We start from the raw sequence: 25,574 nt of genomic DNA, 5'->3' as shown, positions 1-25,574 counted from the left end.
GACTATGCATAGATCCCGATATTTATGCATGGGTTGTTCGCGCCTTTTCGTAAGGCCGGCGCCCCCGGCCAGAGTATGCTTGCAAGAGGGTGATCCAGACCGTGCGCGCCGAATGTCGGCCGCAGCGTTGCCCGCTATCGTTACGAGGCACGCAGTACATGGCCCCCACTATCACTCCCGAGCGCCCCCAGCCCCGTATTCGCCAAGCGCCCACGCTACCCAAGGCGAACCCCGTGACGCAGAGTTACTCCGACCTGCTCAAGTCCGTGCGCGCAGCCGGTCTCCTGGAGCGGCGGCAGGGCTTCTACATCACCGTCTTCTCCGTGCTGGCAGTCCTCATGGCAGCGGCTTGGTTCGGTTTCGCGCTGATCGGCCAGAGCTGGTTCCAGCTCCTTATCGCCGCAGCACTGGGTATCATCTGCACGCAGCTGAGCTTCCTGGCCCACGAGGCGGGTCACCGCCAGATATTCGCCTCGCGGCGTGCCAATGACTGGTCCGCGCGGCTCCTGGCCACATCCGTTGCCGGCATCAGCTACTCGTGGTGGGAACAGAAACACGGGGCCCACCACAATCACCCGAACGTCATCTCCAAGGACCCTGACATCGCGCCCGGAGCCATCGTCTTCCACCCTGAAGCCGCAGCCGAACGGCAGGGCCGGCTGGCCTTCCTCACCCGCAAGCAAGGCTGGCTGTTCTTCCCCCTGCTGTTCCTTGTGGGCCTCGGCCTGCAGATAGATTCGGTGCGCTTCATCTTCCGGCGCGCCAAGGTCACCCACCGCTGGGTGGAACTGCCGATACTGCTGGCCCGTCTCAGCATCCTTCCTGTGCTGGCGTTTACATTTCTGCCGCTGGGCATGGCTGCCGCCTTCATCGGCGTGCAGCTCGCTGTTTTCGGCTTCTACATGGGTGCGTCTTTTGCACCCAACCACAAGGGCATGCCGGTCCTTCCGGCGGACAGCCGCGTTGACTTCCTCAGCCGCCAGGTGCTTACTTCACGCAACATTTCCGGCGGCCGGTACATGGATATCCTGCTCGGCGGCCTGAACCGCCAGGTGGAGCACCACCTCTTCCCCGACATGGCCCGGCCCCAGCTGCATAAGGCAACAGCGATCGTGCGCCAGCACTGCGAAACACAGGGAATTCCCCTCACCGAGACCACGCTGGCCGCGTCATTCGGGATCGTTGTCCGGTACCTCAATGAGGTGGGGCTCGCGGCGGGACGCCGCTTCGAATGCCCCATGGCTGCGGTCTCCCGGCGGTACTAACCCGCTGCCCGACTTCGCCTGCACCGCCCCGGTCCCTAGGATGAGGTGAGGAAGGGTGCCGGAGGTCCCGGCCCGGAAAAGGAGAAATTCCATGACGCACGCCATCGTCGCCCGGCAGCCGGGTGGACCGGAGGTTCTGGACTTTACGGAGATCGAACGCCCTGTCCCCGGTCCCGGCCAACTGCTGGTGAAGGTAGCGGCAACGGGCGTCAACTTCATCGAGACCTACCAGCGCAGCGGCACGTACAAGGTGAATTACCCCTTTACCCCGGGATCCGAAGCGGCCGGCGTCGTCGAGGAGATCGGCGAGGGCGTGGAGGACTACACCGTGGGAAGCCGGGTAGCCACGGCCGAGGGAACCGCGTGCTACGCCGGGTACACCGTACTGGACGCCGTGAAGGCCCTGCCCGTGCCGGACGGCGTGGACGACCGCACCGCCGCCGCGCTCCCCCTCCAGGGCATGACGGCGCATTACCTGATCAACTCCTCGTTCCGCGTTGAGCCCGGACACAACGTGCTGGTCCATGCAGGCGCCGGCGGGGTGGGCCTGCTGCTCATCCAGCTGCTGAAAGCCCGCGGCGCCCGCGTCATCACCACGGTCTCCACCGACGAGAAGGAGTCTTTGGCCCGCGGTGCCGGCGCAGACGAGGTGCTGCGCTACAACGGCTTCCCCCACACCGTCCGGGACCTGACCCATGGTGCAGGCGTGAACGTGGTGTACGACGGCGTCGGGAAGGACACGTTCGACGGCTCCTTGGCCAGCCTGCGCACCCGCGGTTCGCTGGTACTCTTCGGCGCGGCCTCCGGCCCGGTTCCGCCGGTGGATCCGCAGCGGCTTAATGCCGGCGGCTCGCTGACCCTGACCCGCCCGTCGCTCGCGCACTTCCTCGGCAACCCCCAGGAACGCCTGTGGCGCTCCACGGAAATCTTCAACGCAGCGGCCGACGGCAGCCTCAACGTCCGCATCGGTGCCACCTATCCGCTGGCTGAGGCCGGCCGGGCGCACGAGGACCTGGAAGGCCGGCGCACTACCGGCAAGGTTCTGCTGGTCCCCTAGCTACGGCCCGGAGTACCGGCCCGTACCAGGGCGGGCCGGTAACAAAAGCAGCCCCGAATGAACGGAGGGGAAACGATGTCACCTTCCGTTCACCTTGCTGAGGGAGAATCCAGCCGTGATTGAGCCCCTCCCCCGAAACTTGGACTCGACCGCCCCCTCCGCCGCCGCCGGACCTGCGGCAGCAGAGGTGCGCCCGGCGCAGCTGCCGGGCGCTGCCGCCGCTCCGCCGGTGCGGACCCTCGTGGACATCCTCACCGCCACCGCCGAACGTTTCCCGGATGCTTCCGCGCTCGACGACGGCCGCCGGTCCCTGAGCTATGCCCAGCTCCTGGCCGAGGTCAAGACCGAGGGCCTGCGCCTACACCAGGCCGGCCTGGGGGCGGGAGACAAAATCGGGGTGCGGATTCCTTCCGGCACCAACGAGCTCTATATCGCGATCCTCGCCGTGCTGCTGATCGGCGCCGCCTACGTCCCCGTGGACGCGGATGATCCGGACGAAAGGGCCAAACTGGTGTTCGGTGAGGCCCGGGTGGCAGGCATCCTGCGGGCCAACGGCAAGATCGTCACGGACCAGAAGCGGCCGCGCCCCTTCCCGGCTCCGCGCCCGGCCGCCCCCGACGACGACGCCTGGGTCATCTTCACGTCCGGCTCCACCGGGACGCCCAAGGCCGTTGCGGTGCAGCACCGCTCTTCAGCCGCGTTCGTGGACGCCGAAGCCCGCATCTTCCAGCAGGACGAACCGGTCGGCCCGCAGGACCGCGTGCTCGCAGGACTGTCGGTGGCCTTCGACGCGTCGTGTGAAGAGATGTGGCTGGCCTGGCGGCATGGCGCCTGCCTTGTTCCTGCCCCGCGCGCGCTGGTCCGCACCGGCATGGACCTGGGACCGTGGCTGATCAATCATGGCATCACGGTGGTCTCCACCGTTCCTACTCTTGCGGCGCTGTGGCCTGCAGAGGCCCTGGAGAACGTCCGGCTGCTGATTTTCGGCGGCGAGGCCTGCCCGCCGGAGCTGGCCGAGCGCCTGGCAGTGGACGGCCGTGAGGTGTGGAACACCTACGGACCCACCGAGGCAACAGTCGTGGCGTGCGCCGCTCCCCTTGGCGGCACCGGGCCTGTCCGGATCGGGCTCCCCCTGGACGGCTGGGACCTTGCGGTGGTGGACTCCGACGGCGTCCCGGTGGCGGAAGGCGAGGTGGGCGAGCTCATCATCGGCGGCGTGGGGCTGGCCCGCTACCTCGATCCGCAGAAGGATGCGGAGAAATATGCCCCCATGCCCTCGCTGGGATGGGGACGCGCCTACCGCTCCGGCGACCTGGTCCGCTTCGAGCGCGCCGGCCTCATTTTCATGGGACGCGCCGACGAACAGGTCAAGCTTGGCGGCCGCCGGATCGAACTCGGTGAGATCGACGCTGCCCTGCAGTCCCTGCCGGGTGTTGCGGGCGCCGCCGCGGCGGTACGCACGACGGCGGCCGGCAACCAGGTCCTCGTGGGTTACGTGGCTCCCGCCGCCCCGGACACTGCGCCGGACCATGCTGAATTGGACCTGGCCGCGTTCCGTGAGCTGCTCTCTGCCACGCTGCCGGCTCCGCTCATCCCCATGCTGACCGTCGTCGACACGCTGCCCACCAAGACCAGCGGGAAAGTCGACCGGCATGCGCTGCCATGGCCGCTGCCGGGTGGCGGTGCCGCGGCTGCCGATGCCGCGCCGCTGAACCTGCCGGAGGATGCCCAGTGGGTCGTTGACCAGTGGCAGGCCGTACTGGGCAGCAGCGTGGCCGGCCTCGACGCGGACTTTTTCGCCCACGGCGGAGGTTCGCTGGCCGCGGCGCAGCTCGTCTCCGCTCTCCGGGTCCGCTACCCCACCATCACCGTGGCAGACATCTACGCCACCCCGCGCATCGGCGCGCTGATCGAGACGGCCCGCCAGTCCATGCCCGACGGCGTCTCCGCCGGCCCTGCCCCGGAACGGCCGGTCCGCCCCACCGCCCTGAAGTCACAGGTCTTCCAGACCCTGATGGGCATTCCGCTGCACATTCTGGCGGGCATGCGCTGGCTGACCTATCTGATGGCTGCCAACAACATCCTGTTCGCGGTTGCCGGGTTCACGGCCGCGCCCACCGTGTCATGGTGGTGGGTGGCCGCCTCCTGGCTGCTCTTTGTCAGCCCGGCGGGACGGATGGCCCTCTCTGTTGCCGCCGCCCGCCTCCTGCTTCGCAACGTACGTCCCGGGACCTACCCGCGGGCCGGCAAAGTCCACCTGCGCCTCTGGCTTGCCGAACAGATCCAGGACCTGGCAGGCGCCGTGAGCCTAGCCAGTGCGCCCTGGGTGCCGTACTACGCACGCGCCCTCGGCGCCAAGATCGGGAGCGACGTCCATCTGCATTCCCTCCCCCCGGTGACCGGCTTGCTCACCTTGGGCCGCGGCTGCAACATCGAGCCTGAGGTGGACCTGTCCGGGTGGTGGATCGACGGCGACATCGTCCGCATCGGCCATGTCCACGTCGGCCCGGACGCCACCGTGGGAGCCCGCAGCACCCTGATGCCCGGGGCCAGCATCGGCGCCGGCGGCCAGGTGGAACCGGGTTCCGCGGTACTGGGCAAGGTCAAGGCCGGCCAGGTGGTGGCAGGCTCCCCGGCAGCCCGGCGAGGCAAGGCGAAGCAGGACTGGCCCGCGGCGCAGCCGGTCAGTTCCCTCCTGGGGCGCCTCTGGTTCACGGCCTTCGCCGCCGCGTCCGCCGTCCTCGCCCTGATTCCCTACGCTTCAGCCGGAGCCGCGGCCCTGGTGGTCTACCTGTTCATACGGGGCAGCGAGTCCCTGCTTGCTGCCTGGCCGCAGGTGCTCGCGTCGCTGCCGCTCGCCGCGTTAACCTGGTTCCTCACCAATATGCTGCTCATCCTGGTCACCACCCGGCTGCTGGGAATCGGCCTGCAGGAGGGCTACTACCGTGTCCGCAGCCGCGTCGGCTGGCAGGTTTGGGCCACCGAGCGGGTGCTGGACATGGCCCGGGACCTCCTGTTCCCGATTTACGCCAGCCTCTTCACGCCGGTCTGGCTGAGGCTGCTGGGGGCAAAGGTCGGAAAGAACGTTGAGGCCTCCACCGTCCTGCTGCTACCGCGCATGACCACCGTGGGAGAGGGTGCCTTCCTCGCCGACGACACCATGGTGGCCTCCTATGAGCTGGGCGGAGGATGGATGCGGATTGCGCCGGCGAAAATCGGAAAGCGCTCCTTCCTTGGAAACTCCGGCATGACGGCAGCCGGGCGGAGCGTGCCAAAGAACTCCCTGGTGGCAGTCCTCTCGGCAACCCCGGGCAAGGCCAAGTCAGGCACGTCCTGGCTGGGCAGCCCACCGGTCAGGCTGCGGCGCACCGCGGTGGCGTCCGACAGCACGCGCACCTTCCAGCCGCCGGCCCGGCTCAAGGTGGCCAGGACCCTCTGGGAACTGTGCCGGTTCGTGCCGGTGGCCCTGACGGCGGGTCTGGCCCTTGGCGTGCTGCTCGTCTTCGACTGGCTCGCTGCCGCCCTCGGCTACGGTGCGGCAGCGGCACTCGGCGGCGTGGTCCTGCTGTTCGCGGGCGGGGTGGCGGCAGGCTGCTCCGTGGCGGCCAAGTGGCTGCTCGTGGGCAGGATCAAGACCGGTGAGCACCCGTTGTGGAGCTCCTTCATCTGGCGCAACGAGGTGGTGGACACCTTCATCGAGATGGTGAGTGCCCCGTGGTTTGCCCGGTCGGCCAGCGGCACCCCGGCGCTCGTCTGGTGGCTGCGTGCCCTCGGGGCCAGGATTGGCCGCGGCACGTGGTGTGAAAGCTATTGGCTTCCTGAAGCGGACCTTGTGACGCTCGGGGCCAGCTCCACGGTCAACCGCGGCTGCGTCGTCCAGACCCACCTCTTCCACGACCGCATCATGAGCATCGACACTGTTAGTCTCGAAGACGGGGCGACGATGGGCCCGCACGGCGTGATTCTGCCGCAGGCGAGGATTGGCAAGGGCGGGACCGTTGGTCCGGCGTCCCTGGTGATGCGGGGCGAGACCGTTCCGGCCGGGACCTACTGGATGGGCAATCCAGTCAGCCCCTGGATTGGGCCAGCCGTTCCCGCTCCGCGCCTCAAATAACAGCTAAGGAAGTCACACCCAGAATGAGCTCCGGAGAATCGCCCGGCCCGGCCGCCGTCCTCTCTGCCGGCGCCACGGCCACCGGCGACCCCTACGTCCCGGGCCACGGAACGGACGCCTACCGCGTGCTGCACTATGAACTGGAGCTGGACTACAAGCTCGCCAGCAACCGGCTGGCAGGCCGGGCAGTTCTGGCAGCTGTGGCGGCGCGGGGCATATCCGCCGTCGTGCTCGACATGACCGGCCTCCGCGCCCTGAAGATCCAGCTGAACGGGGTCCGCGTCCGTAAGTTCACGCAGCGGGCGGAACAGCTCGTAGTGCACTGCGAACACCCCCTCGAAGCGGGCTCCGAATTCAGCCTCGACGTTCGGTACGACGGAAACCCGCGGCCACGGAGGGGGCTCTGGGGCGAGGTGGGCTGGGAGGAGCTCACCGACGGCGTCCTGGTCGCCGGCCAGCCCAACGGGGCGCCGTCGTGGTTCCCCTGCAACGACCACCCGCGGAACAAGGCCAGCTACCGCATCGCCGTCACCACCGATGCCGGTTACCGCGCCGTCTGCAATGGACTCCTGGTGGGGCAGTCCGTGAGGTCGAGCCGCCAGACGTGGGTGTACGAGCAGCGTGAACCGATGGCGACGTACCTGGCGACCATCCAGATCGGCCGGTACGGGCTGGTGAGCCTGCCGGACTCAGCCGGCGTGCCCCAGTTCCTTGCGGCACCGCTCCAGCTGGCAACCCGGGCGGAGGCAGCGCTGGCCAGGCAGGAAGCCATGATGAGCACCTTCGTGAGCCGCTTCGGGCCGTATCCCTTCGCCGAATACACCGTGGTGGTCACCGCCGATGAGCTGGAAATTCCGCTCGAGGCCCAGTCGCTGTCCATCCTTGGCGCCAACCATCTGGACACCGGCTGGGATTCCCAGCGCCTGATCGCCCATGAACTGGCCCACCAGTGGTTCGGCAACTCGCTGACGCTCGGCACGTGGAGCGACATCTGGCTGCACGAGGGCTTCGCCTGCTACGCGGAGTGGATCTGGTCCGAGGAAGCCGGCGTAATGCCTGCCCATGAGCGGGCGCTGGCGGCCTGGCGGCGCCTCAACGCCGGTGCCCAGGACCTTCTGGTGGGTGATCCCGGACCCGAGCTGATGTTCGATGACAGGGTCTACAAGCGCGGAGCACTGGCTCTGCACGCCCTGCGCCGCCGCTGCGGCGACCTCGCCTTCTTCGCGCTGCTGCAGGAGTGGACCGGAACGCATGCGCATAGTTCCGTGTCGACGCCCGAGTTCATCCTCACGGCCGACCGTGTCACGGGGCTGGACTCGGAATCGCTGCTGCATCCCTGGCTGTACGAAGAGGCCCTGCCGCCGTTGCCGTAAGTTGCTTCCGGCATTCGGATCTTCCCGTTCCCCACCCCGGCGGGGAATCGAGTACTACAGTGTATGTATGGCTGCCAGCCGCCATCCGCTCGACGACCTGCGCGAAACCATCGGCCACCTGGCCGATCAGCTCAAGCTGCCCGGTTCGGAGCGCGTCGACGACCTGGTCGGCGATCTCATCGGTGCGAGGCCCGGGCCGGCCCGGCCGCTGTCCGAGGTGCAGGCCGAGCTCGACGCGCTGGTCGGACTGGAGACCGTAAAGGAACAGGTGCGCGCCCTCGTGGCACTGCTCCAGGTCCAGGCCCGCCGTAAGGCGCACGGCCTGCCGGAGGTGGCCACATCACAGCATCTGGTGTTCCTCGGAAACCCGGGCACCGGCAAGACCACCGTGGCGCGGCTCCTGGCCGAGATGTACCGCGCGGTCGGCCTGCTGCAGAAAGGCCACCTGGTCGAGGTCGACCGTTCGGGCTTGGTGGGGCAGTACGTGGGCGCGACCGCCATCAAGACGGACCGGGTGATCCGGCGTGCGCTGGACGGCGTCCTGTTCATCGACGAGGCCTACGCGCTGGCCCCGGAGGACGGCCGGACGGACTTCGGCCCCGAGGCGATCGAGGTCCTGCTCAAGCGGATGGAGGACCACCGCCACCGTCTGGTGGTGATCGTGGCCGGGTACCCGCGGCTGATGGAGTCCTTCTTGCTCTCGAACCCCGGACTGCGCTCCCGGTTCGCCCGCGAGATCACGTTCCCCGACTACTCCGTCGACGCCCTCCAGACGATCTTCCACCAGATGCTGGCCCAGCACGAGTACACGCTGGAGCCGGGTGCGGACCAGATGCTGCGCCGCATCCTCACCGGGCTCCACGCGGGCGAGGACTCCGGCAACGCACGGTTCGCGCGCACGCTGTTCGAGCAGGCGCTCAACCGCCAGGCGCTGCGGCTGTCGCTCGACGGGGAACAAAGCCTCGACGCGCTCGATCGTGAGGCCGTCATGACGCTCACCGCGGACGACATCACCGAGGCCGCGTTGGCCTTGGGCGAGCAGCCGGAGCCGGAGCCGGAACCGACGCCGGCACCGGAGCAGCCACGCTGGTGGCGCTGGCTGCAGGCCTGACCTGATCTGCCGCCGCAAACAGCGCCACCGCGGCCTCGCGCTGCTCCGCAGACCACGAACTGCCCCGCAAACACGAAACTGCTCCCCGTAAGTCAGAACTGATTTGCAGTCCAACTTTCGAGGAGCAGTTCAAAAGGCGTGGTCTTTCTTTATTTTCAGCTAGCGCTGGACGGCACCAAACCGCTCGGCTGCGGTGGCGACGGCGTGCTCCCGCGCCTCCGACGCCTCGTCGGCCGTCAGTGTCCTGTCGGTGGCGCGGAACCGCAGCCCGAAGGCGAGGGACTTCTTGCCGTCCTCGATCCCCTTGCCCGCGTAGACGTCGAACAGGGCGACGTCCTCAAGCAGCTCACCGGCGCCTTCGCGCAGTGCTGCCAGCACGTCGTCGGCGGGGACGTCCTGCGGCACCACGAGTGCCACGTCCTGCGTGGCCACCGGGAAGGTGGAGATGTGGCGGGCCACAACGACGTCGGCCGCTGCCTCGAACAGGGCATCCGCGTTCAGTTCCAGCGCGACGGTCCGCGCCGGCAGGTCATGCGCGGCCAGGAGCTTGGGGTGAAGCTCACCGGCGTATCCCACCGCCTCGCCGGAGCGCAGCGACAGCTGCGCGGCGCGGCCCGGGTGGAAGGCCTGGTGCCGGCCCTGCGTGACCACAAGCTCCACACCAAGGACGTCACCAGCCAGGCGGGCGATGTCCAGGGCATCTGCCCAGTCCCACAGCCGCGGGGCGTGGCCGGCGGCGGCGGGCGAATCATGGCCGGTCAGGACGGCGGCGACGTGCAGCGGCTGGTCCGGAACGCCGTCGTACAGTGCGTCCAGCACCTCATCGGTGGGCTTGACGCCCAACGGAGGGATGGACGGCGTGCCCAGCGTGTCACCGGGCAGGAACACCATGCCGGCTTCGAAGACGGCAAGGTCGCGGAAGCCGCGGGAGTGGTTGCGCTTGGCGATCTCCAGCAGGCCCGGCAGCACCGAAGTGCGCAGGTAGCCCTGCTCCTCGCTGATCGGGTTGGCAAGCTTGACCGCGGTCCGGGGTGCACCTTCCTCGGCCACACCGAACGTCTCATTGGCGGCCTTCGAGACGAAGGGGTAGGCCAGGACCTCGGTGAGGCCGGCGTCCGCCAGGGCCTGGAGCAGGCGGCGGCGCTGCTGCTGCACGCGGGTCAGGCCACGGCCGGGAGGCGCCACCGGCAGGGTCGCGGGGATCTGGTCGTAGCCCACCAGGCGGGCCACCTCCTCGGAGAGATCCTCCTTGGTTTCCAGGTCGTTCCGCCAGCTCGGCGCTGTGACGGTCCAGCCGGCGTCCGACTTTTCGAGAACGGCACCCAGGTCCTCCAGGGACGTGACGATCTGCTCTTCGGTGAAGTCGATGCCAATCCGGGCGGCGGGGTATTCCCCCGGCAGCGCGATGGTCACCGGATCCGGCGCGGTTCCGACGTCGGTGCCCGCCTCATCGGCGGTCCCGCCGGCCAGTTCCACCAGAAGGTCGACGGCGCGCTGGGCCGCGATGTTGGCGACCTGCCAGTCCACGCCGCGTTCGAAGCGCTTGGAGGCCTCGGACGGGAGCTTGTGGCGCCGGCGCGAGCGGGCGATGGAAACTTCCTCGAAGTGCGCCGCCTCGATCAGGACAGCCGTGGTGGCGTCGGAGACCTCGGTGGACGCGCCGCCCATGACGCCGGCGACGCCGACGGGGCCGGAGGCGTCGGTGATCAGCAGGTCCTCGGCGTCGAGCGCACGTTCCTTGCCGTCGAGGGTGGTTAGCTTCTCCCCCGCCACCGCACGCCGCACCACGATGTCGCCGGACAGCTTGTCCTGGTCGTAGAAGTGCAGCGGCTGGCCAAGCTCAAGCATCACGTAGTTCGAGATGTCCACCGGCAGCGAGATGGACCGGATGCCGGCCAGCCTGAGCCTGGAGGACATCCATGGCGGCGTGGGCCGGGTGGCGTCCACACCGCGGACAGTGCGCGCCACGAAGCGGTCGCAGCCCGGCTTGCCGTAGATGGGCGCGTCATCGTTGATCTTGACGCCGTAGCCGCCGGCGAGTACAGCCGGCGCGTTGACCTTTGACGCGGGATCGGTGAATGCCGTGCCGGTGGCGTGGGCGTATTCGCGTGCCACGCCGCGGATCGAGAAGGCGTAGCCGCGGTCCGGCGTCACGTTGATTTCCGCGGCCTGGTCGTAGAGGCCCAGCAGCTCCATGGCGTCGGTCCCGATCTCGGGGTCCAGGCCGATCCGGGAGAGCACCAGGATGCCGTCGTGGTCCTCGCCGATGCCCAGTTCGCGGACGGAGGCGATCATGCCCGCGGACATGTGGCCGTAGGTCTTCCGTGCCGAGATATGGAAGTCGCCCGGCAGGACGGCACCCGGCAGGGTTACCACCACCTTGTCGCCCTCGACGAAGTTGTGGGCGCCGCAGACGATGCCCTGCACACCGGACGGATCAATGCCCTTGCCGGTGAGGGTCTGCTCCTGCCCCTCGGGGACGACGCGGACCTGGCACCAGTTGATGGTCTTGCCGTTGGACTGCGGTTCCTTGACCAGGCTCAGGACCTGGCCCACCACGACGGGCCCGCGCAGGCCGTCCGTGGGGCGGTGGACCGCTTCCTCTTCAAAGCCGACCTTGACCAGCTCTGCCATGACGTCTTCGGCCGTGGCTCCGGCCGGTACCTGCGCGAATTCACGCAGCCAGGAAAGTGGGATACGCACTGTTAGATCTCCATCCCGAAGTGCTCGCTGAAACGTACATCGCCCTCGATCATGTCGCGCATGTCGCCGACCTCGTTGCGGAACATAAGCGTCCGCTCGATGCCCATGCCGAAGGCAAACCCTGAATAGACGTCCGGATCGATGCCGGCGGCCCGCAGGACGTTGGGGTTGACCATGCCGCAGCCGCCCCATTCGATCCAGCGCGGCCCGCCTTTGGCGCCGGGGTGGAAGATGTCCAGCTCGGCGGAGGGCTCGGTGAACGGGAAGTAGTTGGGGCGTAGCCGGATCTGTGCTTCGTCGCCAAACATCTGGCGGGCGAAGTGCTCCAGGGTACCCCGGAGGTCAGCCATGCTGAGCTTCTTGTCGATGGCCAGGCCCTCGAACTGGTGGAACACCGGCGTGTGCGTTGCATCGAGCTCGTCGGTGCGGAACACCTTGCCGGGGCACAGCACGTAGATGGGCAGTTCCCGCTCCAGCATGGACCGGACCTGCACCGGCGAGGTGTGCGTGCGCATCAGCAGGTGCGCTTCCGGCGGCTCCACGAAGAACGTGTCCTGCATTTCACGGGCCGGGTGGTCCGGCTTGAAGTTCAGCGCGTCGAAGTTGAACCACTCGGATTCCACCTCGGGACCTTCGGCGATTTCCCACCCCATGCCCACGAAGATGTCGGCGACCCGGTCCTGCAGCGTGGACAGCGGATGGCGGGCTCCGGCCCGGCGGCGGCGCGGGGCTGCCGTGACATCCACCGTCTCCTCGACGAGGATGCGGGCGTCATTCTCCGCTTCGAGCTCGGCGGTGCGGTCCGCGAGCGCCTTGTTAACACGTCCACGCGATGAACCCATCAGCTTGCCGGCGGCGGCTTTCTGGTCCTTGGGCAGGCTTCCGATCCCACGGTTGGCCAGGCTGAGCGGCGACTTTTCGCCGGTGTGGGCCAGGCGGACTGCCTTGAGTTCATCGAGCGTGGACGCAGCGGCAATGGCGGCGACGGCCTGGTCCACGGCGGCGTTGATGGCGGTTTCATCCAGAGGGTTCGGGACGGCGGCGCCCGGCAAAGTTTCAGTCATCTACTGTTCTTAGCTACGAGTCGGGTGATGCCAGCGGCCGGTGCAGCCGCGCCGGTTTCCCCGGCAGCGCATCCGTCGCTGGCACGTCATTGCAGATAGTCATCCAAGGACGTCATCCAAAGACGCCATCCAAAGACTAGGGCAGGCTCTCCGGCGGATGGCCGGCGGGCACTGTTCCCAGTCTAATTGACGGCGCCGGGCTAATTGACAGCGGACCGCCCGCTTGAAACCGGCGGGGCTGCGGCGTGCCCCGGGGCTGTCGTCGGCGGGGGCCCGGCCAGGGCCGTCCGCCTATCATCGCCAGGCGCCTGGCCGATGATCTTCGCCTGTCACGCACCGCCGCCAGCGGCTAGCATGGCCTCATGATTCAAGGCCTCATGACACCGGGCCCGCTGACACGAGGACAGCGCCTGAGGCAGCTCGCGAACGTGCTGAACGCCTCCACGCCGCTGGGGCTGGTGCTTGCCGCGCTGGCCCGCACCCGGACGTTCCGGGGTCCCCGCGGCCTGATTGTCGCCACCGGTTACCGCTGGCGACTGCCGGTGGCTGGCGCCTTCACGGTAGGCAACGTGGTCATCTTCCGTACGAATCCGGACGCCGCTTTGACGAGCCGCACACTCCTGGGCCACGAGGAGAGGCACAGCACCCAGTACGCCTGGTGCCTCGGGCTGCCCTTCCTGCTGTTTTATTTCGCGGCCGCGGCCTGGTCCGCCGCACGGTACGGCGATCCGGCGTCGGGAAATCCCTTCGAGCGGCACGCCGGCCTGGAGGCCGGGGGCTACGTGGACCGGAGGCTCGGGCATGACCGGAGGCACAGGCATGACCGGAGTCTCAGGCATGAGTGAACCCGCGGGCCGGGCGGGAGCCCGGACTGTCACAGTCACCGGAACCGGCACCGCGGAGGCTGCGCCGGACCTGCTGACGCTCTCCATGGGAGTGGAATGCCGGCGCGACAGCGCAGGTGATGCCTATGCCGCCGCCGGCGAGGCCTCCGCAGCCGTGACGGCTTCGCTGCGCAGCGGGGGCGTGGAGAACCGGGACATCAGGACGTCGGGGCTCAACGTCCGGGCGGACGTAGTCTGGCAGGAGGGCCGGGGCCAGCAGGTCACCGGGTACGTGGCATCCAGCATGCTCAGCGTCCGGCTGCGGGACCTCGCCGCCGGCTCGGGGGTCATGGCTGCTGCCGTGGAGGCCGGCGGGAACGACGTCCGCCTGGACGGCGTGCAGCTCGGTTTTGCCGATGCCGCAGCCGTGATGGCGCTGGCCCGCGAGGCGGCCTGGGCCGACGCGCGGGCAGCAACATCGCAGCTAGCCGCGCTTGCGGGCGCCGAGCTGGGTGAAGTGGCCTCCGTGCGGCAGCCACCGGTACCGTCAGCGCCCATCCCGGTGGGAGGGATGCAGCGGGCCTTCGCATCCGACGCCTTGACGGTGGAAGCCGGTGAATCCGGCGTCAGCACCAGCGTCACGGTTGAGTGGGAGCTGCGCTCCCGGACAGGGACCCCGCCGGTGCCCTCGTGAAGACTGCCGGCCGCGCTAGTGAAGACTGCCGGCCGCGAGCGCAACGTCAGCTGGCCGGGTTGCGCCGGGTGGCCGGGTTTCGCCGGTAGGCCGGGTTGTGCCCGATGACTGGGACGGCTGGTTGAGCGAGGCCCGGACGACGGCGGCAATCGCCGCCGCCATTGCGGCGACAGGCAGTGACGGGGCAGGCAGTGTCGGGACAGGCAGTGTCGGGGCGGGCAGTGACGCGACAGTGCTCCCCTGCTCTACCTGATCAGGCGCGAACGGCACGTGGACGAACCCGCCGCGGACGCCCGGCCGGGGCGCAAGCTCGTGCATGAGCGTATAGAAAGTGTGGTTGCAGACGTACGTTCCCGCCGTCTGTGAGACCTCAGCGGGAACACCTGCACTTTCCACGGCAAGAAGGGCTGCCTTGATCGGCAGAGTAGTGAAGTAGGCCGCCGGCCCGCCGGGCACCACCTCCCGGTCCACGGGCTGGTTCCCCGCATTGTCCGGAATGGGCGCGTCATCACAGTTGATGGCAACCCGTTCCAGTGAGACGCGCCCGCGGCCTCCGGCCTGCCCGATGCACACCACCAGTTCCGGCTCCAGGTCGCCGAGGGCATTCCGCAGCACACTCCCCGCCGCGCCGAACACGCAGGGCAGTTCCACGGCCTCCACGGCGAAGCCTTCGGCCCGGAGCAGATCCCGCGCGGACAGGGCGGCCGCCCACGACGGATTCATCGGCTGTCCGCCGAAAGGTTCAAAGCCGGTGAGCAGAATCATGGACCCAGCGTAGTCGCCGGCCCGCGGGAAACGCCGACGGCGGGCCTTGACTTAAGTTCGAACATACCTTCGAATAGAGGGCATGAGATGGGACGCACAGGCACTCAAACCGGCACAGGAAGAGATGCCCGGGGCTGCACCGCTGCTGCCCTTGGCCGGCCTGGTGCGGTCTGTGTCCACGCCCGAGTTCGCCGGCGTCACCTTTCACGAGGTCACCGCCAAATCGGTGCTCAACAAGGTGCCCGCCGGCTCACGGATGCCGTTCGAGTGGACCGTGAACCCTTACCGGGGCTGCAGCCACGCGTGCGTCTACTGCTTCGCCCGCAAGAGCCACACCTACCTGGACTTCGACGCCGGGCTTGATTTCGACAGCCAGGTGGTGGTCAAGATCAACGCAGCCGAAGTGCTGCAGAAGGAGCTGGCCAAGCCCTCCTGGAACCGGCAGCACGTGGCACTGGGCACCAACACCGACCCCTATCAGCGGGCGGAGGGCCGGTACCGGCTGATGCCCGGCATCATCGGCGCGCTGGCCGATTCCGGGACTCCGTTGTCCATCCTGACCAAGGGGACTTTGCTGGCGCGTGACATCCCGCTCCTGAAGCATGCCGCGGCGCAGGTGCCTGTGGGCATCGGGATCTCGCTCGCCATGACGGACGAGCAACTCTCCGAGGCCATCGAACCCGGCACACCCGGGCCCAGGGCCCGGCTCAAACTCGTATCCCGGCTCCGGGAAGCCGGGCTGCCCTGCGGGGTGATGGCCATGCCCATTCTCCCGTGGCTCTCGGACAGCGACGAGGCACTGGACTCCCTGTTCGCCTCACTCGCAGCCGCGGGCGCCACCGGCGTCACGGCCGGTGCACTCTATCTGAAGCCCGGCACCCGGGAATGGTTCATGCAGTGGATCGCCGCCCGGCATCCGGAGCTGGCAGGCCGCTACCGCAGGCTGTACGGCACTGGCTCGTACGCCTCCAAGGAATACCGCACCTGGCTTGCCGGCAGGATCCGCTTCTTCAAAGCCCGGCACGGCTTCACCGGCTCTCACGGGTTCAGCCACCGGGACGTCGAGGATTCCCCCGTCGACGATCCCCGCGGAGAGGAAGCTGCCTACCCCGAGGGCAGCATTCCGCAGGATCGCTCAGGGCAGGCTAGGTCGGGGAAGCAGAGGTCCGGGCAGCATGAGTCCGGGCAGCATAGTCCCCAAAGCGCAGCCCGGACGTCCCAGCCCACGCTGTTCTGAGGCCTGCCGCCGCGCCCCCAACCCAAAGCACATCCAACAAATATGCGCATCCAACAAATAAGCGAAGGGCAGGACGGTTACCGCCCTGCCCTTCGCGGGTCTCTGCGACACGATCCGCAGTACGTCCCCTCGGCCTTCGCCGGTCAGCCTAGCTGGCCGGAATCACCAGGCCCTTGAACTCCGACTGGATGAAGTCCTTCATCTCCTGCGACGTCAGGATCTTGTAAAGCTTCTGCACCCGGGCGTCGTCCTTCTTGTCCGCATTCACGGCGAGGACGTTGTAGTAGGCGCTGTCCTTGCCCTCGACCAGGATCTGCTTGTCAGTGCTCAGGCCGGCCGGCAAGGCGAACGCCAGCGTGACAATGGCGGCATCCTTGTCGTTCAGCGCCTGCGGGAGGCTGGCGTTCTCGATCTCCGTGAACTTCAGGTTCTTCGGGTTGGCCGTCACGTCCTTGAGCGTGATGGGGTTTTCCGTCACCTCAATGAGCCCCTTGGACGCGAGCAGCTTCAGGGCGCGGGCCTCGTTGGTGGGGTCATTGGGGATGGCCACCGACGCGCCCTCGGCCAGGGCGTCCAGGCTCTTCACTTCATTGGAGTACAGCGCCATCGGCGGCAGGTACACCTTACCGACGCTCACCAGGCTCTTGCCCGAGGCCTTGTTGTACGTCTCCATGAACGTCGTGTTCTGGAAGAGGTTGGCGTCAATGTCGCCGTCGCTCACGGCAGGGTTCGGCGTGTTGTAGTCGCTGAACTCCTTGTAGTCGACGGTGAGGCCTTCCTTGGGTGCGAGCTCCCGCTGGACGTGCTTGAGCATGTCGCCGGCGGGTACCGCGAGGGCACCCACCTTGATGGTGTCCGAGGCGCTGGAGGAGCTTGGGCCGCCACAGGCGGAGAGGGCCAGGACCGCGGCGGCTCCGGCAGCAGCGGCCTTGAGAATGGTGGATCGGATCATGCTGGACTCTTTCAGGATGGAGCGGATGGGATGTAACTGCACGGGGATGAAATACCGCTGTCAGCGGTGGGACAGCCTGCGAGCGGCAAAGTTGCCAAGCGACTGGAACAGCTGGACCAGAAGGATCAGCAGGATGACGACGGCGAACATGTACTCGGGGCTGTAGCGCTGGTAGCCGTAGCGGAAAGCCACATCGCCGAGCCCGCCGCCGCCAACCGCACCCACCATGGCGGAGTATCCGATGAGGCCCACAACGGTGGTGGACAGCCCCAGGGCCAGTGCGGGGACCGCCTCGGCAACCAGGACCTTGGTGAGAATCGTCCAACGCGTGGCGCCGAGCGACTGGGCCGCTTCGACCAGGCCCCTGGGCACTTCGCGGATGCCGATTTCCACGAGCCTTGCGAAGAACGGAATGCCGGCGATCGCCAGCGGTACGATCGCCGCCGTCGGGCCGATAAAGGAGCCGACCAGCAGGCGGGTGAAGGGAATCAGAAGGATCATCAGGATGATGAACGGGATGGACCGGCCGATGTTCACCACGACGTCAAGCACCCGGTTCACGGCGACCCCCAGTGCGCGGCTGCCGAACGGCCTGGCCAGCAGCCCGTGAGCCTCAGTGGTGACTAGCAGCACGCCAGCCGCCAGCCCGAAGAGAACCGTGAGGAGCAGGCTCACGCCCACCGTGTAGAAGGTCTCCCCGGCGCCCTTGAGGATGGTGTCCAGCAGGTCCGCCCAAAAGTAGGGATCGTTGCGGTCAATCACTTGATTACCTCCACAAAAAGACCTTGGGACCGCAGGTCGGCGACGGCGCCGGACACGGTCCTTTCATCGCCGGGCAGTTCCAGGCGGGTCCGCCCTGTCTGGCGGCCGTGGATGGTCTCCACGGAAGCACCCAGGATTCCCACGTCGATGCCGTGCTGGCGTGCCAGCTGGGCTATGACCGGCCGGTCAGTGGCGACTCCGGTGAGGGTGATCTCTACTACCGCGTTGGAGGTAGGCGGGATGTCGCCCAGGGGGAAGAGTGCCTGGCCAAGCAGGGACTTCTCCGTGGTCAGCAGTTTCTCGACGGAGCCCTGCTCCAGGATCCGCCCCTGGCTCATGACAGCGGCCGAGTCGCAGATGCGCTTGACCACGTCCATCTCGTGCGTGATGAGAAGTACGGTCAGGCCCAGATCCTTGCTCAGCTGCCGGATCAGGTCGAGGATCTGGCGTGTGGTGTCCGGGTCCAGCGCCGAGGTGGCTTCATCACTGAGGAGCACGGACGGGTTGGATGCCAGCGCGCGGGCGATGCCGACGCGCTGCTTCTGCCCACCCGACAGCTGGGCGGGATACGCGTCCGCCTTGCCGTGCAGATCCACGAGGTCAAGGATTTCCAGCGCGCGCGTCCGCCGCTGGGCCCGGCCCGCACCGGTAATTTCGAGCGAAAGCTCGACGTTGGCGCGCACGGTGCGGCCACTAAGGAGGTTGAAGTGCTGGAAGATCATGCCGATGTCGTGGCGGGCCTGCCGCAGCTCCCGGCCGGCCAGTTTCGTCATGTCCCGGCCGCCGACGTGAACGGTTCCGGAATCCGGCTGTTCGAGGGAGTTGATGGTGCGGATCAGGGTGCTCTTACCCGCGCCGCTCTGCCCCACGACGCCAAAGATTTCGCCCTTTTCCACAGACATTGTCACGTCGTCGAGGGCGCGGACCTGTGCGGCCCCGGAGCCGTAGCTCTTGACGACACGGCTCACGGATATCATGCGGTTCCTTCAGTGCTGGGCGTGGAGACCTCCCGGAACTGTCCAAGGAGTGAGACACCGCGGGGGTGTCCAGCATGTAATTCTGCCCAGCAGTCCCGGACGGCAACAAATCCGAACAATCAGCTCAATGAAGCCGACGTAGGGTGGCGTTAATTTCCGGGGAGGGAGTCCGCGCGGCTCGCTGCGGTGACGCTGGCGAGCAGGGCCTGGACAATCGGGAGGTCGGCCGGAATCCAAGGCAGACTGAGAGCTTCGTCACCTTCGCGGATGCTGACCCAGCGGAGTTCATCGTGATCTTCGAGCGGCCGCGGGTCGCCGTCCCCCACTTCGGCGAACCAGACCCGCATCGCGGCCTTGTCGTTCAGAGGCCAGCCGTCCGGCTCGGGCGCCGCCAGTTCCGCTCCGAGGACGACGCCGATGCCAAGTTCCTCACGGAGCTCCCGGTGCAGTGCACTCTCGGGGGTCTCGCCCGGTTCCACCTTGCCGCCCGGGAATTCCCACATGCCGGCGAACTGCGGCGGTGCTGTGCGGCGCGCAACAAGAAGCCGGGCAGGCGCGGACAACGAGTCCAGCACGGCCCCGCCGACGACTTTAATCAGTTCAGTCACCGGTCCAGTCTATGAGGGCACAGGCTTTTCATGAGGCGGGCCCCGCCCGGTCGGGAATATCACTTCCGCCGCGAAGCTTGTTAAAACCAGACCTAAACAGTGGCAACGAGGCCTACTCCGTAAACTCCCTTCGAAAAGCAGGCACATGACTTCCACTGTCCAAGCTCCCCGCACGCCCAAGGCCACCACGAACATCGGACCCGCCATCCTTGCCCTCGCTATGGGCGGCTTCGGCATCGGTGTCACCGAGTTCGCCATGATGGGGCTGCTCAAGGAGGTCGAAACCGGACTCCGGATCAGCACCCCCGAGGCCGGCCACCTCATCTCGGCCTACGCCCTGGGCGTCGTCGTCGGAGCCCCCCTGCTTGCCGCCGTCGGAGCGAAACTGCCCCGCAAGTTCCTTGCACTGGGGCTCATGCTGTTCTTCAGCGTTGCCAACCTCTCCTCATTCATCGCCCCCGACTACGCGAGCATGCTGGTCTCCCGGTTCGCGGCCGGCCTGCCGCACGGCGCGTTTTTTGGCGTGGCCGCGGTCATCGCCGCTTCCCTAGTGGCTCCGACCAAGCGCGGCTGGGCCATCTCCATGGTCATGGCGGGACTCACGGTTGCCAACGTGGTCGGCGTCCCCTTCGCCACCTGGCTCGGCCAGAGCTTTGGCTGGCGCCTGCTCTTTGTCCTGGTGGGACTGCTGGGACTGGTGACCCTGGCGCTCATCTGGAAATTCGTTCCGTTCCAAAAGGCGCACGCGGACGCCAGCATCCGCAGGGAGCTGGGCGCGCTCAAAAGGGCGCAGGTCTGGCTGGCCATCCTCATCGGCATCGTTGGATTTGGCGGGTTCTTCGCCACGTACACCTACATCTCCCACACCATGACCTCCGTGGCCGGGATCCCCGCCGCCCTGCTGCCGTTCGTGGTGGCCCTGTACGGCCTGGGAATGGTGGCCGGCAACATCGTCGGTGGCCGGATCGCGGACAAGTCCGTGATGGGGACCATCTACCGTGTCCTGCCAGGAATCGCCGTTGCCCTGGTGGTGTACGCCGTGGCCGTGCACTGGCCGTGGTCGGCGTTCGTCATGGTGTTCGTAGTGGGTGGCGCCGGGTCCATGCTCGTCCCCGCCCTGCAGACCCGCCTGCTGGACGCATCTCCTGATGCGCCGTCGCTGGCGTCCTCGCTCAACCATGCCGCCCTGAATGTCGCCAACGCCCTGGGCGCTTTCCTGGGCGGCCTCGTGATCGCCTTGGGCTGGGGCTATGTTGCCCCCGCCCTGGTGGGTGCCGTTCTGGCCATTCTCGGCCTAATCGTGGCCCTGTTCAGCGGCCTGCTGGAACGCAAAAAGCCGCTGGCCCCGTAACAGCAGTTACGGAACCAGCGGCCAGAATTGTATTGCCAGCGGCTTAGAATTGCGCGGCCCAGAATTTGCAACGGGGCCGGCGTCCCAGACTTTCAGGGGCCCGACGGCCCAGGCGTATGCAGCTAGGCGCCCGAGTCGCCCGCAAGGGCGGGCCCGCTGGCCACTTGGGCGCGGCGGATGTCGGGCTCCAAGTAGATGACCCGCGCGATGGGAACTGCCGAGCGGATCCGGGCTTCGGCGTCGTCAATGGCCTTGGCAATATCCAGCCCGGAATCACCCGCTGCCACGCTGATCTTGGCGGCCACGAGCAGCTCCTCCGGGCCCAGGTGCAGAGTCTTGAGGTGGATGATTGCCGTTCCGTCAGCTTCGATGGCGTGCCGGATCCGGCCGACGTCGTCCTTGGTTGCCGACTCCCCCAGCAGCAGGGATTTGGTTTCCATCGCCAGGATCACGGCGATCGCCACCAGCAGCAGACCGATCATCCCGGTCCCGATTCCGTCCCAGATGCCGTCGCCGGTCAGCAGGGTCAGCCCCACGCCGAACAGGGCGAAGACGAGGCCCAGCAGCGCACCGAAGTCCTCGAGCAGGATCACCGGAAGCTCGGGCTGCTTGGCGGTCCGCACAAAGCTGATCCAGCCCTGGCTGCCACGGATGTGGTTGGCTTCGATGATGGCCGTCCGGAACGAGAACGACTCGGCGATGATGGCTCCCACCAGCACGGCCAGGGGCACCCACCAGAAGTCACCTTCAATCGCGTGCGGGTGCTGAATTTTTTCCCATCCCTCATACAGGGCGAACAGGCCGCCGACGCTGAAGAGCACGATGGAAACGATGAACGCATAGATGTAACGCTCGCGGCCGTAGCCAAAGGGGTGTTCCGGGCTGGCTGCGCGTTGGGCGCGTTTCCCGCCGACCAGGAGCAGGATCTGGTTGCCGGAGTCCGCGACTGAGTGGATGGCCTCAGCCAGCATCGACGAGGATCGCGTCAACAGGAACGCGACGAACTTCAGGACAGCGATGGTCAGGTTGGCGGCCAGCGCCGCCACAATCGCCTTGGTACCGCCACTTGCAGCCAAGGGAGGCTCACCTCTTCACGTGGTTATTTTCAACGGATGGGACAGGGCGGCATGGAACCGCCGTCTAGTAAATACCGTACCCGTCCGGTCCCGGACAGGCACCGGACACGGCTTCACACGCCACGAACAGAGCTAAAAGTAAGCCTGCTGACAAATAATCACGCACTGTGTTAGCTTGAAGCCATATCGGGACTGATAAGAATCGATCCCGACGAATATGAAGGAGCAGACAATGGGATTTCTTGCTTGGATTATTCTCGGCCTGATCGTAGGCGCAATCGTTAAAGCCGTCATGCCCGGCAGGGTCGGCGGCGGCTGGGTCACCAGCTTGGTTCTGGGCGTCGTTGGCGCCATCGTTGGCGGCTGGATCGGCAGCCTTCTCTTCGGCAAGGGTGACCTGGCGTTCTTCGACCTTGGCACCTGGATCCTCGCCATCATCGGCGGCCTCGTAGTCGCAGGTATCTACGGCGCCATCACCGGCCGCAGCCACAGCACCCGGGCACCATAACAGGCCCGAGCCCATAACAGACAAAACAGACAGGAGCGGGGGTCCACCGAAGGGTGGGCCCCCGCTCCTCTTATGGCTGCCAACGCCGTTTAGCAGTGGAGTTTTTGTGCAGATATCGCGACTAAAAGTGCCTTTTGCTGCAACATCTGCCCGAAAACTCCAGCGGGCTAGGCGGACTGCTGGGACCTCGCACTGGCGTAGAGGCAGACGGTGGCGGCCGTTCCGAGGTTGAGGCTCTCAGCGGCGCCATAGACGGGCACCGCCACCCGATGGTCGGCAAGCGCAAGCTCGTCCTCGGAGAGCCCCTGGGCTTCGTTGCCGAAGAGCCAGGCCGTGGGGTTTTCCAGGGCGTAGTCAGAGCCGGCGGCCGAAGCGCCAAGGCGGCGTGCGGCATTCTCGTCCTGCAGGCGGTCGAGGTTCAGCTGCCCGTAGCCGTCCGCCGCCAGCACGCCGATCCCGCGCTCCTTGCACAGCGCAGCCAGCTCATTGACGTCGGCGCCGAGGACCACCGGAAGGTGGAAGAGGGAGCCGGCTGTCGAGCGGACCGCCTTGGGATTGTAGATGTCCACGCTGGAACCCGTGAGGACCACGGCGTCGGCGCCCGCGGCGTCCGCGGCCCGAAGCACCGTCCCGGCGTTCCCGGGATCGCGGACCTGGCAGAGCACGGCAATCAGCCGCGGTCCGGCGTCGAGCACGTCCGCCAGGGCGACATCCACGAAATCGCACACCGCAACGATCCCCTGCGGGGTGACGGTGTCCGCCATGGCAGCCAGGACGTCCTCCGTGGCGAGCCGGGCGCTGGTTTCCACGGCCAGTTCTTCAAACTCGGGGTACCGGTCCAGGCAGGCTTCGCTGGCATACACCTCGCGGACTATGCCCGGCTGGCCCGCAGCGATCCGCTTGCCGTGAAGCACCAATGCCTCACGTACTGCCTGCGGGCCTTCGGCCAGGAACTGCCGGCGCTTTAAACGGACCGGGCGCCCTGCAAGCTTCGCCACGTCCCTGACCCGATCGGCTCGGGGATTGGAGAGTGGAAAGTCTTGCGGGCGCCCGGTTTCGTTCATATAAGAAACCTTAGTGGCTGTTGCCACCGGTCCTTGAACTGGGAGTTGCCTGCTTACTCAGCAGCTGCAGCAACCGGCTTCTTCGCAGCGCGTGCGCGGGTAGCCTTCGCCTTCGGAGCAGCCTCAGCCTTGGCGGCCGGAGCGGAGGTGTCTGCAGGCAGGGAGTCCTTGGCAACCTGGACCAGCGCAGCGAAGGCGTTGGCGTCGGAAACGGCGAGCTCGGCCAGCATGCGGCGGTCAACCTCGACCTCAGCGGCCTTCAGGCCCTGGATCAGGCGGTTGTAGGTCAGGCCGTTGGCGCGGGACGCAGCGTTGATGCGCTGGATCCACAGGCGGCGGAAGTCGCCCTTCTTCTTCTTGCGGTCCCCGTAGCTGTACACAAACGAGTGCAGCAGCTGCTCTTTGGCCTTGCGGTACAGGCGTGAGCGCTGTCCACGGTAACCTTTGGCGCGTTCGAGGATAACCCGGCGCTTCTTGTGGGCGTTTACCGCCCGCTTCACACGTGCCACGTGCGTACTCCTTCAAAAATCTGATCCCAAGCGACTACTGCCGGTAACCGGCTGGCCTGAGAAGGCTTATTTAATAGTTGACTGCTGCCAGGGGGCAGTCAGTCAGAATGCTTGGAAATTAGATGCCGAGCATCTTCCGGATGACCTTGGCGTCGCCCTTGAAGACGATCTTGTCGCCGGCGAGGCGGCGGGTCAGCCTGGAGGACTTGTGCTCGAGGTAGTGGCGGCGGTTGGCCTGCTGGCGGCGCAGCTTGCCGCTGCCGGTCAGCTTGAAGCGCTTCTTAGCACCGCTGTGGGTCTTCATCTTCGGCATGGGAACCGATCTCCTTACGTATCCGCGGACAATGTCCGCAGTTCTATCGCGCAGCCACCCCTGCGGGCGGCATGCTGGTTGCTGGCTGCCTGAAGGCGATGCCTTCCGCAGTTTCGAACTAGGTGGTCTTCTTGCCCGCCGGCTTCGGCGTGGGCCGGGGCGCTGCGGGCCGTGCAACAGGCTTCGGCGCTGCAGGCCGGGCCACCGGCTTGGGCGTTGCCGAGGCAGCCGCGGGCTTCGGCGCTGCCGGAGCAGGCGACTCAGCTACGGGAGCCTTCGGATCAGCAGGCGCTGCCGCCTTCGGTGCTGCGGGGGCTGCTGCCCTCGGAGCAGCGGGGGCTGCCTTGGGTGCTGCGGCCTTGGGTGCCTCGCGCTTCGGCTCGGCCTCCTTGGCAACCTTGGGTGCTTCCGCAACCTTGGGTGCTTCCGCAACCTTGGGTGCTTCCGCGGCGGGAGCCTCGGCAGCCGGAACTGCTTCGACCGGAACCGAGGCTGCTTCGACGGCGGCCTCAGCTGCTGCCGGGGCGTCCTGCGCAGGGGCCTCCGTGGAAACCTGGAAGCCCTCCGGCAGAAGGTCGGCAAGCGACTGCGTCAGGGGAGCCTGATCGTCACCGGAGGTGTCCACGCGGCCTGCTGCTTTGGCTTCATTCTGGGCCTTGGCTTCTGCACGCTGCGTTGCGCGGCGCGCTTCTGCCTTGGCTTCCGCCTTGTTCTTCAGCGGACCGATGACCATGACCATGTTGCGGCCGTCGATGCGGGGGCTGGACTCCACCACGCCGACTTCATTGACATCTTCCGCGAAACGCTGAAGCAGGCGCAGGCCCATTTCGGGACGCTGCTGCTCACGGCCACGGAACTGGATCATCGCCTTGACCTTGTCCCCGGCTCCGAGGAAGCGGAGGGCATGGCCGCGCTTGGTCTCGTAGTCATGGGTGTCGATCTTCAGGCGGAACCGGATTTCCTTCAGAACCGTGTTGGTCTGGTTCTTCCGGGCCTCACGGGCCTTGACCGCGGCTTCGTACTTGTACTTGCCGAAGTCCATCAGCTTGCACACCGGAGGCTTGGCCTGCGGTGCAACTTCAACGAGATCCAGGTCGGACTCGGCAGCCAGACGCAGGGCATCCTCAATACGGACGATTCCTACCTGTTCGCCGGCAGGGCCGACCAGCCGCACCTCAGGGACGCGGATACGCTCATTGATTCTTGGCTCGCTAATGTTAAAGCTCCTGTGTTCGTGATGGGTGTTC

22 protein-coding genes are annotated in these 25,574 nt (G+C 67.1%); 10 read left to right on the top strand and 12 right to left on the bottom strand.

All coding sequences use genetic code 11. The features are described 5' to 3' along the window. Nucleotides 1–158 precede the first annotated feature (158 nt). The 5 genes from ACHMXB_RS03620 (at nt 159) to ACHMXB_RS03600 (ending at nt 8,920) form a co-directional block, all read left to right on the top strand. Nucleotides 159–1,265: a fatty acid desaturase family protein gene (locus ACHMXB_RS03620; RefSeq protein WP_395402849.1), complete on the top strand. Its 1,107-nt coding sequence runs from the start codon at nt 159–161 to the stop codon at nt 1,263–1,265. A 91-nt stretch (nt 1,266–1,356) separates the two neighbouring features. Then, on the top strand, nt 1,357–2,322 hold the full coding sequence (locus ACHMXB_RS03615; RefSeq protein WP_395402847.1) for a quinone oxidoreductase family protein: 966 nt from the start codon (nt 1,357–1,359) through the stop codon (nt 2,320–2,322). Nucleotides 2,323–2,461: 139 nt separating this feature from the next. Further along, nucleotides 2,462–6,436 carry a Pls/PosA family non-ribosomal peptide synthetase gene (locus ACHMXB_RS03610; RefSeq protein WP_395405109.1) on the top strand — a complete coding sequence of 1,325 codons (3,975 nt, stop codon included), beginning with the start codon at nt 2,462–2,464 and terminating at the stop codon, nt 6,434–6,436. A 23-nt stretch (nt 6,437–6,459) separates the two neighbouring features. After that, a complete protein-coding gene (locus tag ACHMXB_RS03605; RefSeq protein ID WP_395402845.1) occupies nt 6,460–7,809 on the top strand; it encodes a M1 family metallopeptidase in 1,350 nt (449 codons plus the stop codon). Nucleotides 7,810–7,876: 67 nt separating this feature from the next. Next, nucleotides 7,877–8,920 carry an AAA family ATPase gene (locus ACHMXB_RS03600; protein ID WP_395402843.1) on the top strand — a complete coding sequence of 348 codons (1,044 nt, stop codon included), beginning with the start codon at nt 7,877–7,879 and terminating at the stop codon, nt 8,918–8,920. Between the two features lie 159 nt (nt 8,921–9,079). On the opposite strand, the gene pheT is transcribed toward ACHMXB_RS03600, so the two are convergent. Together pheT and pheS are read right to left on the bottom strand one after the other, a co-directional pair. Continuing rightward, the gene (gene pheT / locus ACHMXB_RS03595) at nt 9,080–11,623 is read right to left on the bottom strand and encodes a phenylalanine--tRNA ligase subunit beta (RefSeq protein WP_395402841.1); all 2,544 of its coding nucleotides are present in this window, start codon (nt 11,621–11,623) and stop codon (nt 9,080–9,082) included. Nucleotides 11,624–11,625: 2 nt separating this feature from the next. After that, complete coding sequence (gene pheS, locus ACHMXB_RS03590) at nt 11,626–12,687, bottom strand: phenylalanine--tRNA ligase subunit alpha (protein WP_395402839.1); 1,062 nt, start codon at nt 12,685–12,687, stop codon at nt 11,626–11,628. A gap of 362 nt (nt 12,688–13,049) precedes the next feature. On the opposite strand from pheS, the gene ACHMXB_RS03585 reads away from it, so the two are divergent. After that, nucleotides 13,050–13,532, top strand: a complete 483-nt coding sequence (locus ACHMXB_RS03585) for a hypothetical protein (RefSeq protein ID WP_395402837.1) — start codon at nt 13,050–13,052, stop codon at nt 13,530–13,532. Then, on the top strand, nt 13,525–14,205 hold the full coding sequence (locus ACHMXB_RS03580) for an SIMPL domain-containing protein (RefSeq protein ID WP_395402835.1): 681 nt from the start codon (nt 13,525–13,527) through the stop codon (nt 14,203–14,205). The genes ACHMXB_RS03585 and ACHMXB_RS03580 overlap by 8 nt, the downstream gene beginning before the upstream one ends. Nucleotides 14,206–14,220: 15 nt before the next feature. Here ACHMXB_RS03580 and pcp read toward each other — a convergent pair whose 3' ends face one another. After that, a complete protein-coding gene (pcp, locus tag ACHMXB_RS03575) occupies nt 14,221–14,970 on the bottom strand; it encodes a pyroglutamyl-peptidase I (RefSeq protein WP_395402833.1) in 750 nt (249 codons plus the stop codon). Between the two features lie 82 nt (nt 14,971–15,052). Between pcp and ACHMXB_RS03570 the strand changes: the two genes are divergently transcribed. Continuing rightward, entirely contained in the window at nt 15,053–16,207 is a 1,155-nt protein-coding gene (locus ACHMXB_RS03570; RefSeq protein WP_395402831.1) for an Rv2578c family radical SAM protein, read from the top strand. A 148-nt stretch (nt 16,208–16,355) separates the two neighbouring features. On the opposite strand, the gene ACHMXB_RS03565 is transcribed toward ACHMXB_RS03570, so the two are convergent. The 4 genes from ACHMXB_RS03565 to ACHMXB_RS03550 form a co-directional block, all read right to left on the bottom strand. Further along, on the bottom strand, nt 16,356–17,159 hold the full coding sequence (locus ACHMXB_RS03565) for a MetQ/NlpA family ABC transporter substrate-binding protein (protein WP_395402829.1): 804 nt from the start codon (nt 17,157–17,159) through the stop codon (nt 16,356–16,358). Between the two features lie 60 nt (nt 17,160–17,219). Continuing rightward, the gene (locus ACHMXB_RS03560) at nt 17,220–17,921 is read right to left on the bottom strand and encodes a methionine ABC transporter permease (RefSeq protein WP_395402827.1); all 702 of its coding nucleotides are present in this window, start codon (nt 17,919–17,921) and stop codon (nt 17,220–17,222) included. Continuing rightward, on the bottom strand, nt 17,918–18,898 hold the full coding sequence (locus ACHMXB_RS03555; RefSeq protein ID WP_395402825.1) for a methionine ABC transporter ATP-binding protein: 981 nt from the start codon (nt 18,896–18,898) through the stop codon (nt 17,918–17,920). Before ACHMXB_RS03555 ends, ACHMXB_RS03560 begins: the two co-directional genes overlap by 4 nt. Nucleotides 18,899–19,047: 149 nt before the next feature. Then, complete coding sequence (locus tag ACHMXB_RS03550) at nt 19,048–19,506, bottom strand: (deoxy)nucleoside triphosphate pyrophosphohydrolase (protein ID WP_395402823.1); 459 nt, start codon at nt 19,504–19,506, stop codon at nt 19,048–19,050. 145 nt (nt 19,507–19,651) lie between these two features. On the opposite strand from ACHMXB_RS03550, the gene ACHMXB_RS03545 reads away from it, so the two are divergent. Further along, nucleotides 19,652–20,857, top strand: a complete 1,206-nt coding sequence (locus tag ACHMXB_RS03545; RefSeq protein ID WP_395402821.1) for an MFS transporter — start codon at nt 19,652–19,654, stop codon at nt 20,855–20,857. A gap of 122 nt (nt 20,858–20,979) precedes the next feature. Here ACHMXB_RS03545 and ACHMXB_RS03540 read toward each other — a convergent pair whose 3' ends face one another. Continuing rightward, nucleotides 20,980–21,933 carry a cation diffusion facilitator family transporter gene (locus tag ACHMXB_RS03540; protein WP_395402819.1) on the bottom strand — a complete coding sequence of 318 codons (954 nt, stop codon included), beginning with the start codon at nt 21,931–21,933 and terminating at the stop codon, nt 20,980–20,982. A gap of 232 nt (nt 21,934–22,165) precedes the next feature. Between ACHMXB_RS03540 and ACHMXB_RS03535 the strand changes: the two genes are divergently transcribed. Further along, nucleotides 22,166–22,441, top strand: a complete 276-nt coding sequence (locus ACHMXB_RS03535; protein ID WP_003798714.1) for a GlsB/YeaQ/YmgE family stress response membrane protein — start codon at nt 22,166–22,168, stop codon at nt 22,439–22,441. Nucleotides 22,442–22,608: 167 nt separating this feature from the next. Here the strand turns inward: ACHMXB_RS03535 and ACHMXB_RS03530 are convergent, their stop codons facing one another. The 4 genes from ACHMXB_RS03530 to infC all read right to left on the bottom strand — a co-directional run bounded on the left by ACHMXB_RS03530 (nt 22,609) and on the right by infC (nt 25,501). Beyond that, on the bottom strand, nt 22,609–23,505 hold the full coding sequence (locus tag ACHMXB_RS03530; protein ID WP_395402817.1) for a TrmH family RNA methyltransferase: 897 nt from the start codon (nt 23,503–23,505) through the stop codon (nt 22,609–22,611). A gap of 53 nt (nt 23,506–23,558) precedes the next feature. After that, nucleotides 23,559–24,014, bottom strand: a complete 456-nt coding sequence (gene rplT / locus ACHMXB_RS03525) for a 50S ribosomal protein L20 (protein WP_111904720.1) — start codon at nt 24,012–24,014, stop codon at nt 23,559–23,561. Between the two features lie 118 nt (nt 24,015–24,132). Then, complete coding sequence (gene rpmI / locus ACHMXB_RS03520; protein WP_009358635.1) at nt 24,133–24,327, bottom strand: 50S ribosomal protein L35; 195 nt, start codon at nt 24,325–24,327, stop codon at nt 24,133–24,135. A 118-nt stretch (nt 24,328–24,445) separates the two neighbouring features. Continuing rightward, nucleotides 24,446–25,501 (bottom strand): translation initiation factor IF-3, encoded by a 1,056-nt coding sequence (infC, locus tag ACHMXB_RS03515; RefSeq protein WP_395402812.1) that lies wholly within the window; start codon nt 25,499–25,501, stop codon nt 24,446–24,448. Between the last annotated feature and the right edge of the window lie 73 nt (nt 25,502–25,574).

The organism is Arthrobacter sp. UC242_113 (assembly GCF_044054585.1).
Taxonomy (GTDB): Bacteria; Actinomycetota; Actinomycetes; order Actinomycetales; family Micrococcaceae; genus Arthrobacter.
The sequence above is the reverse complement of the archived record's forward strand: the minus strand, read 5'-3'. Positions and strand labels throughout refer to the sequence as shown.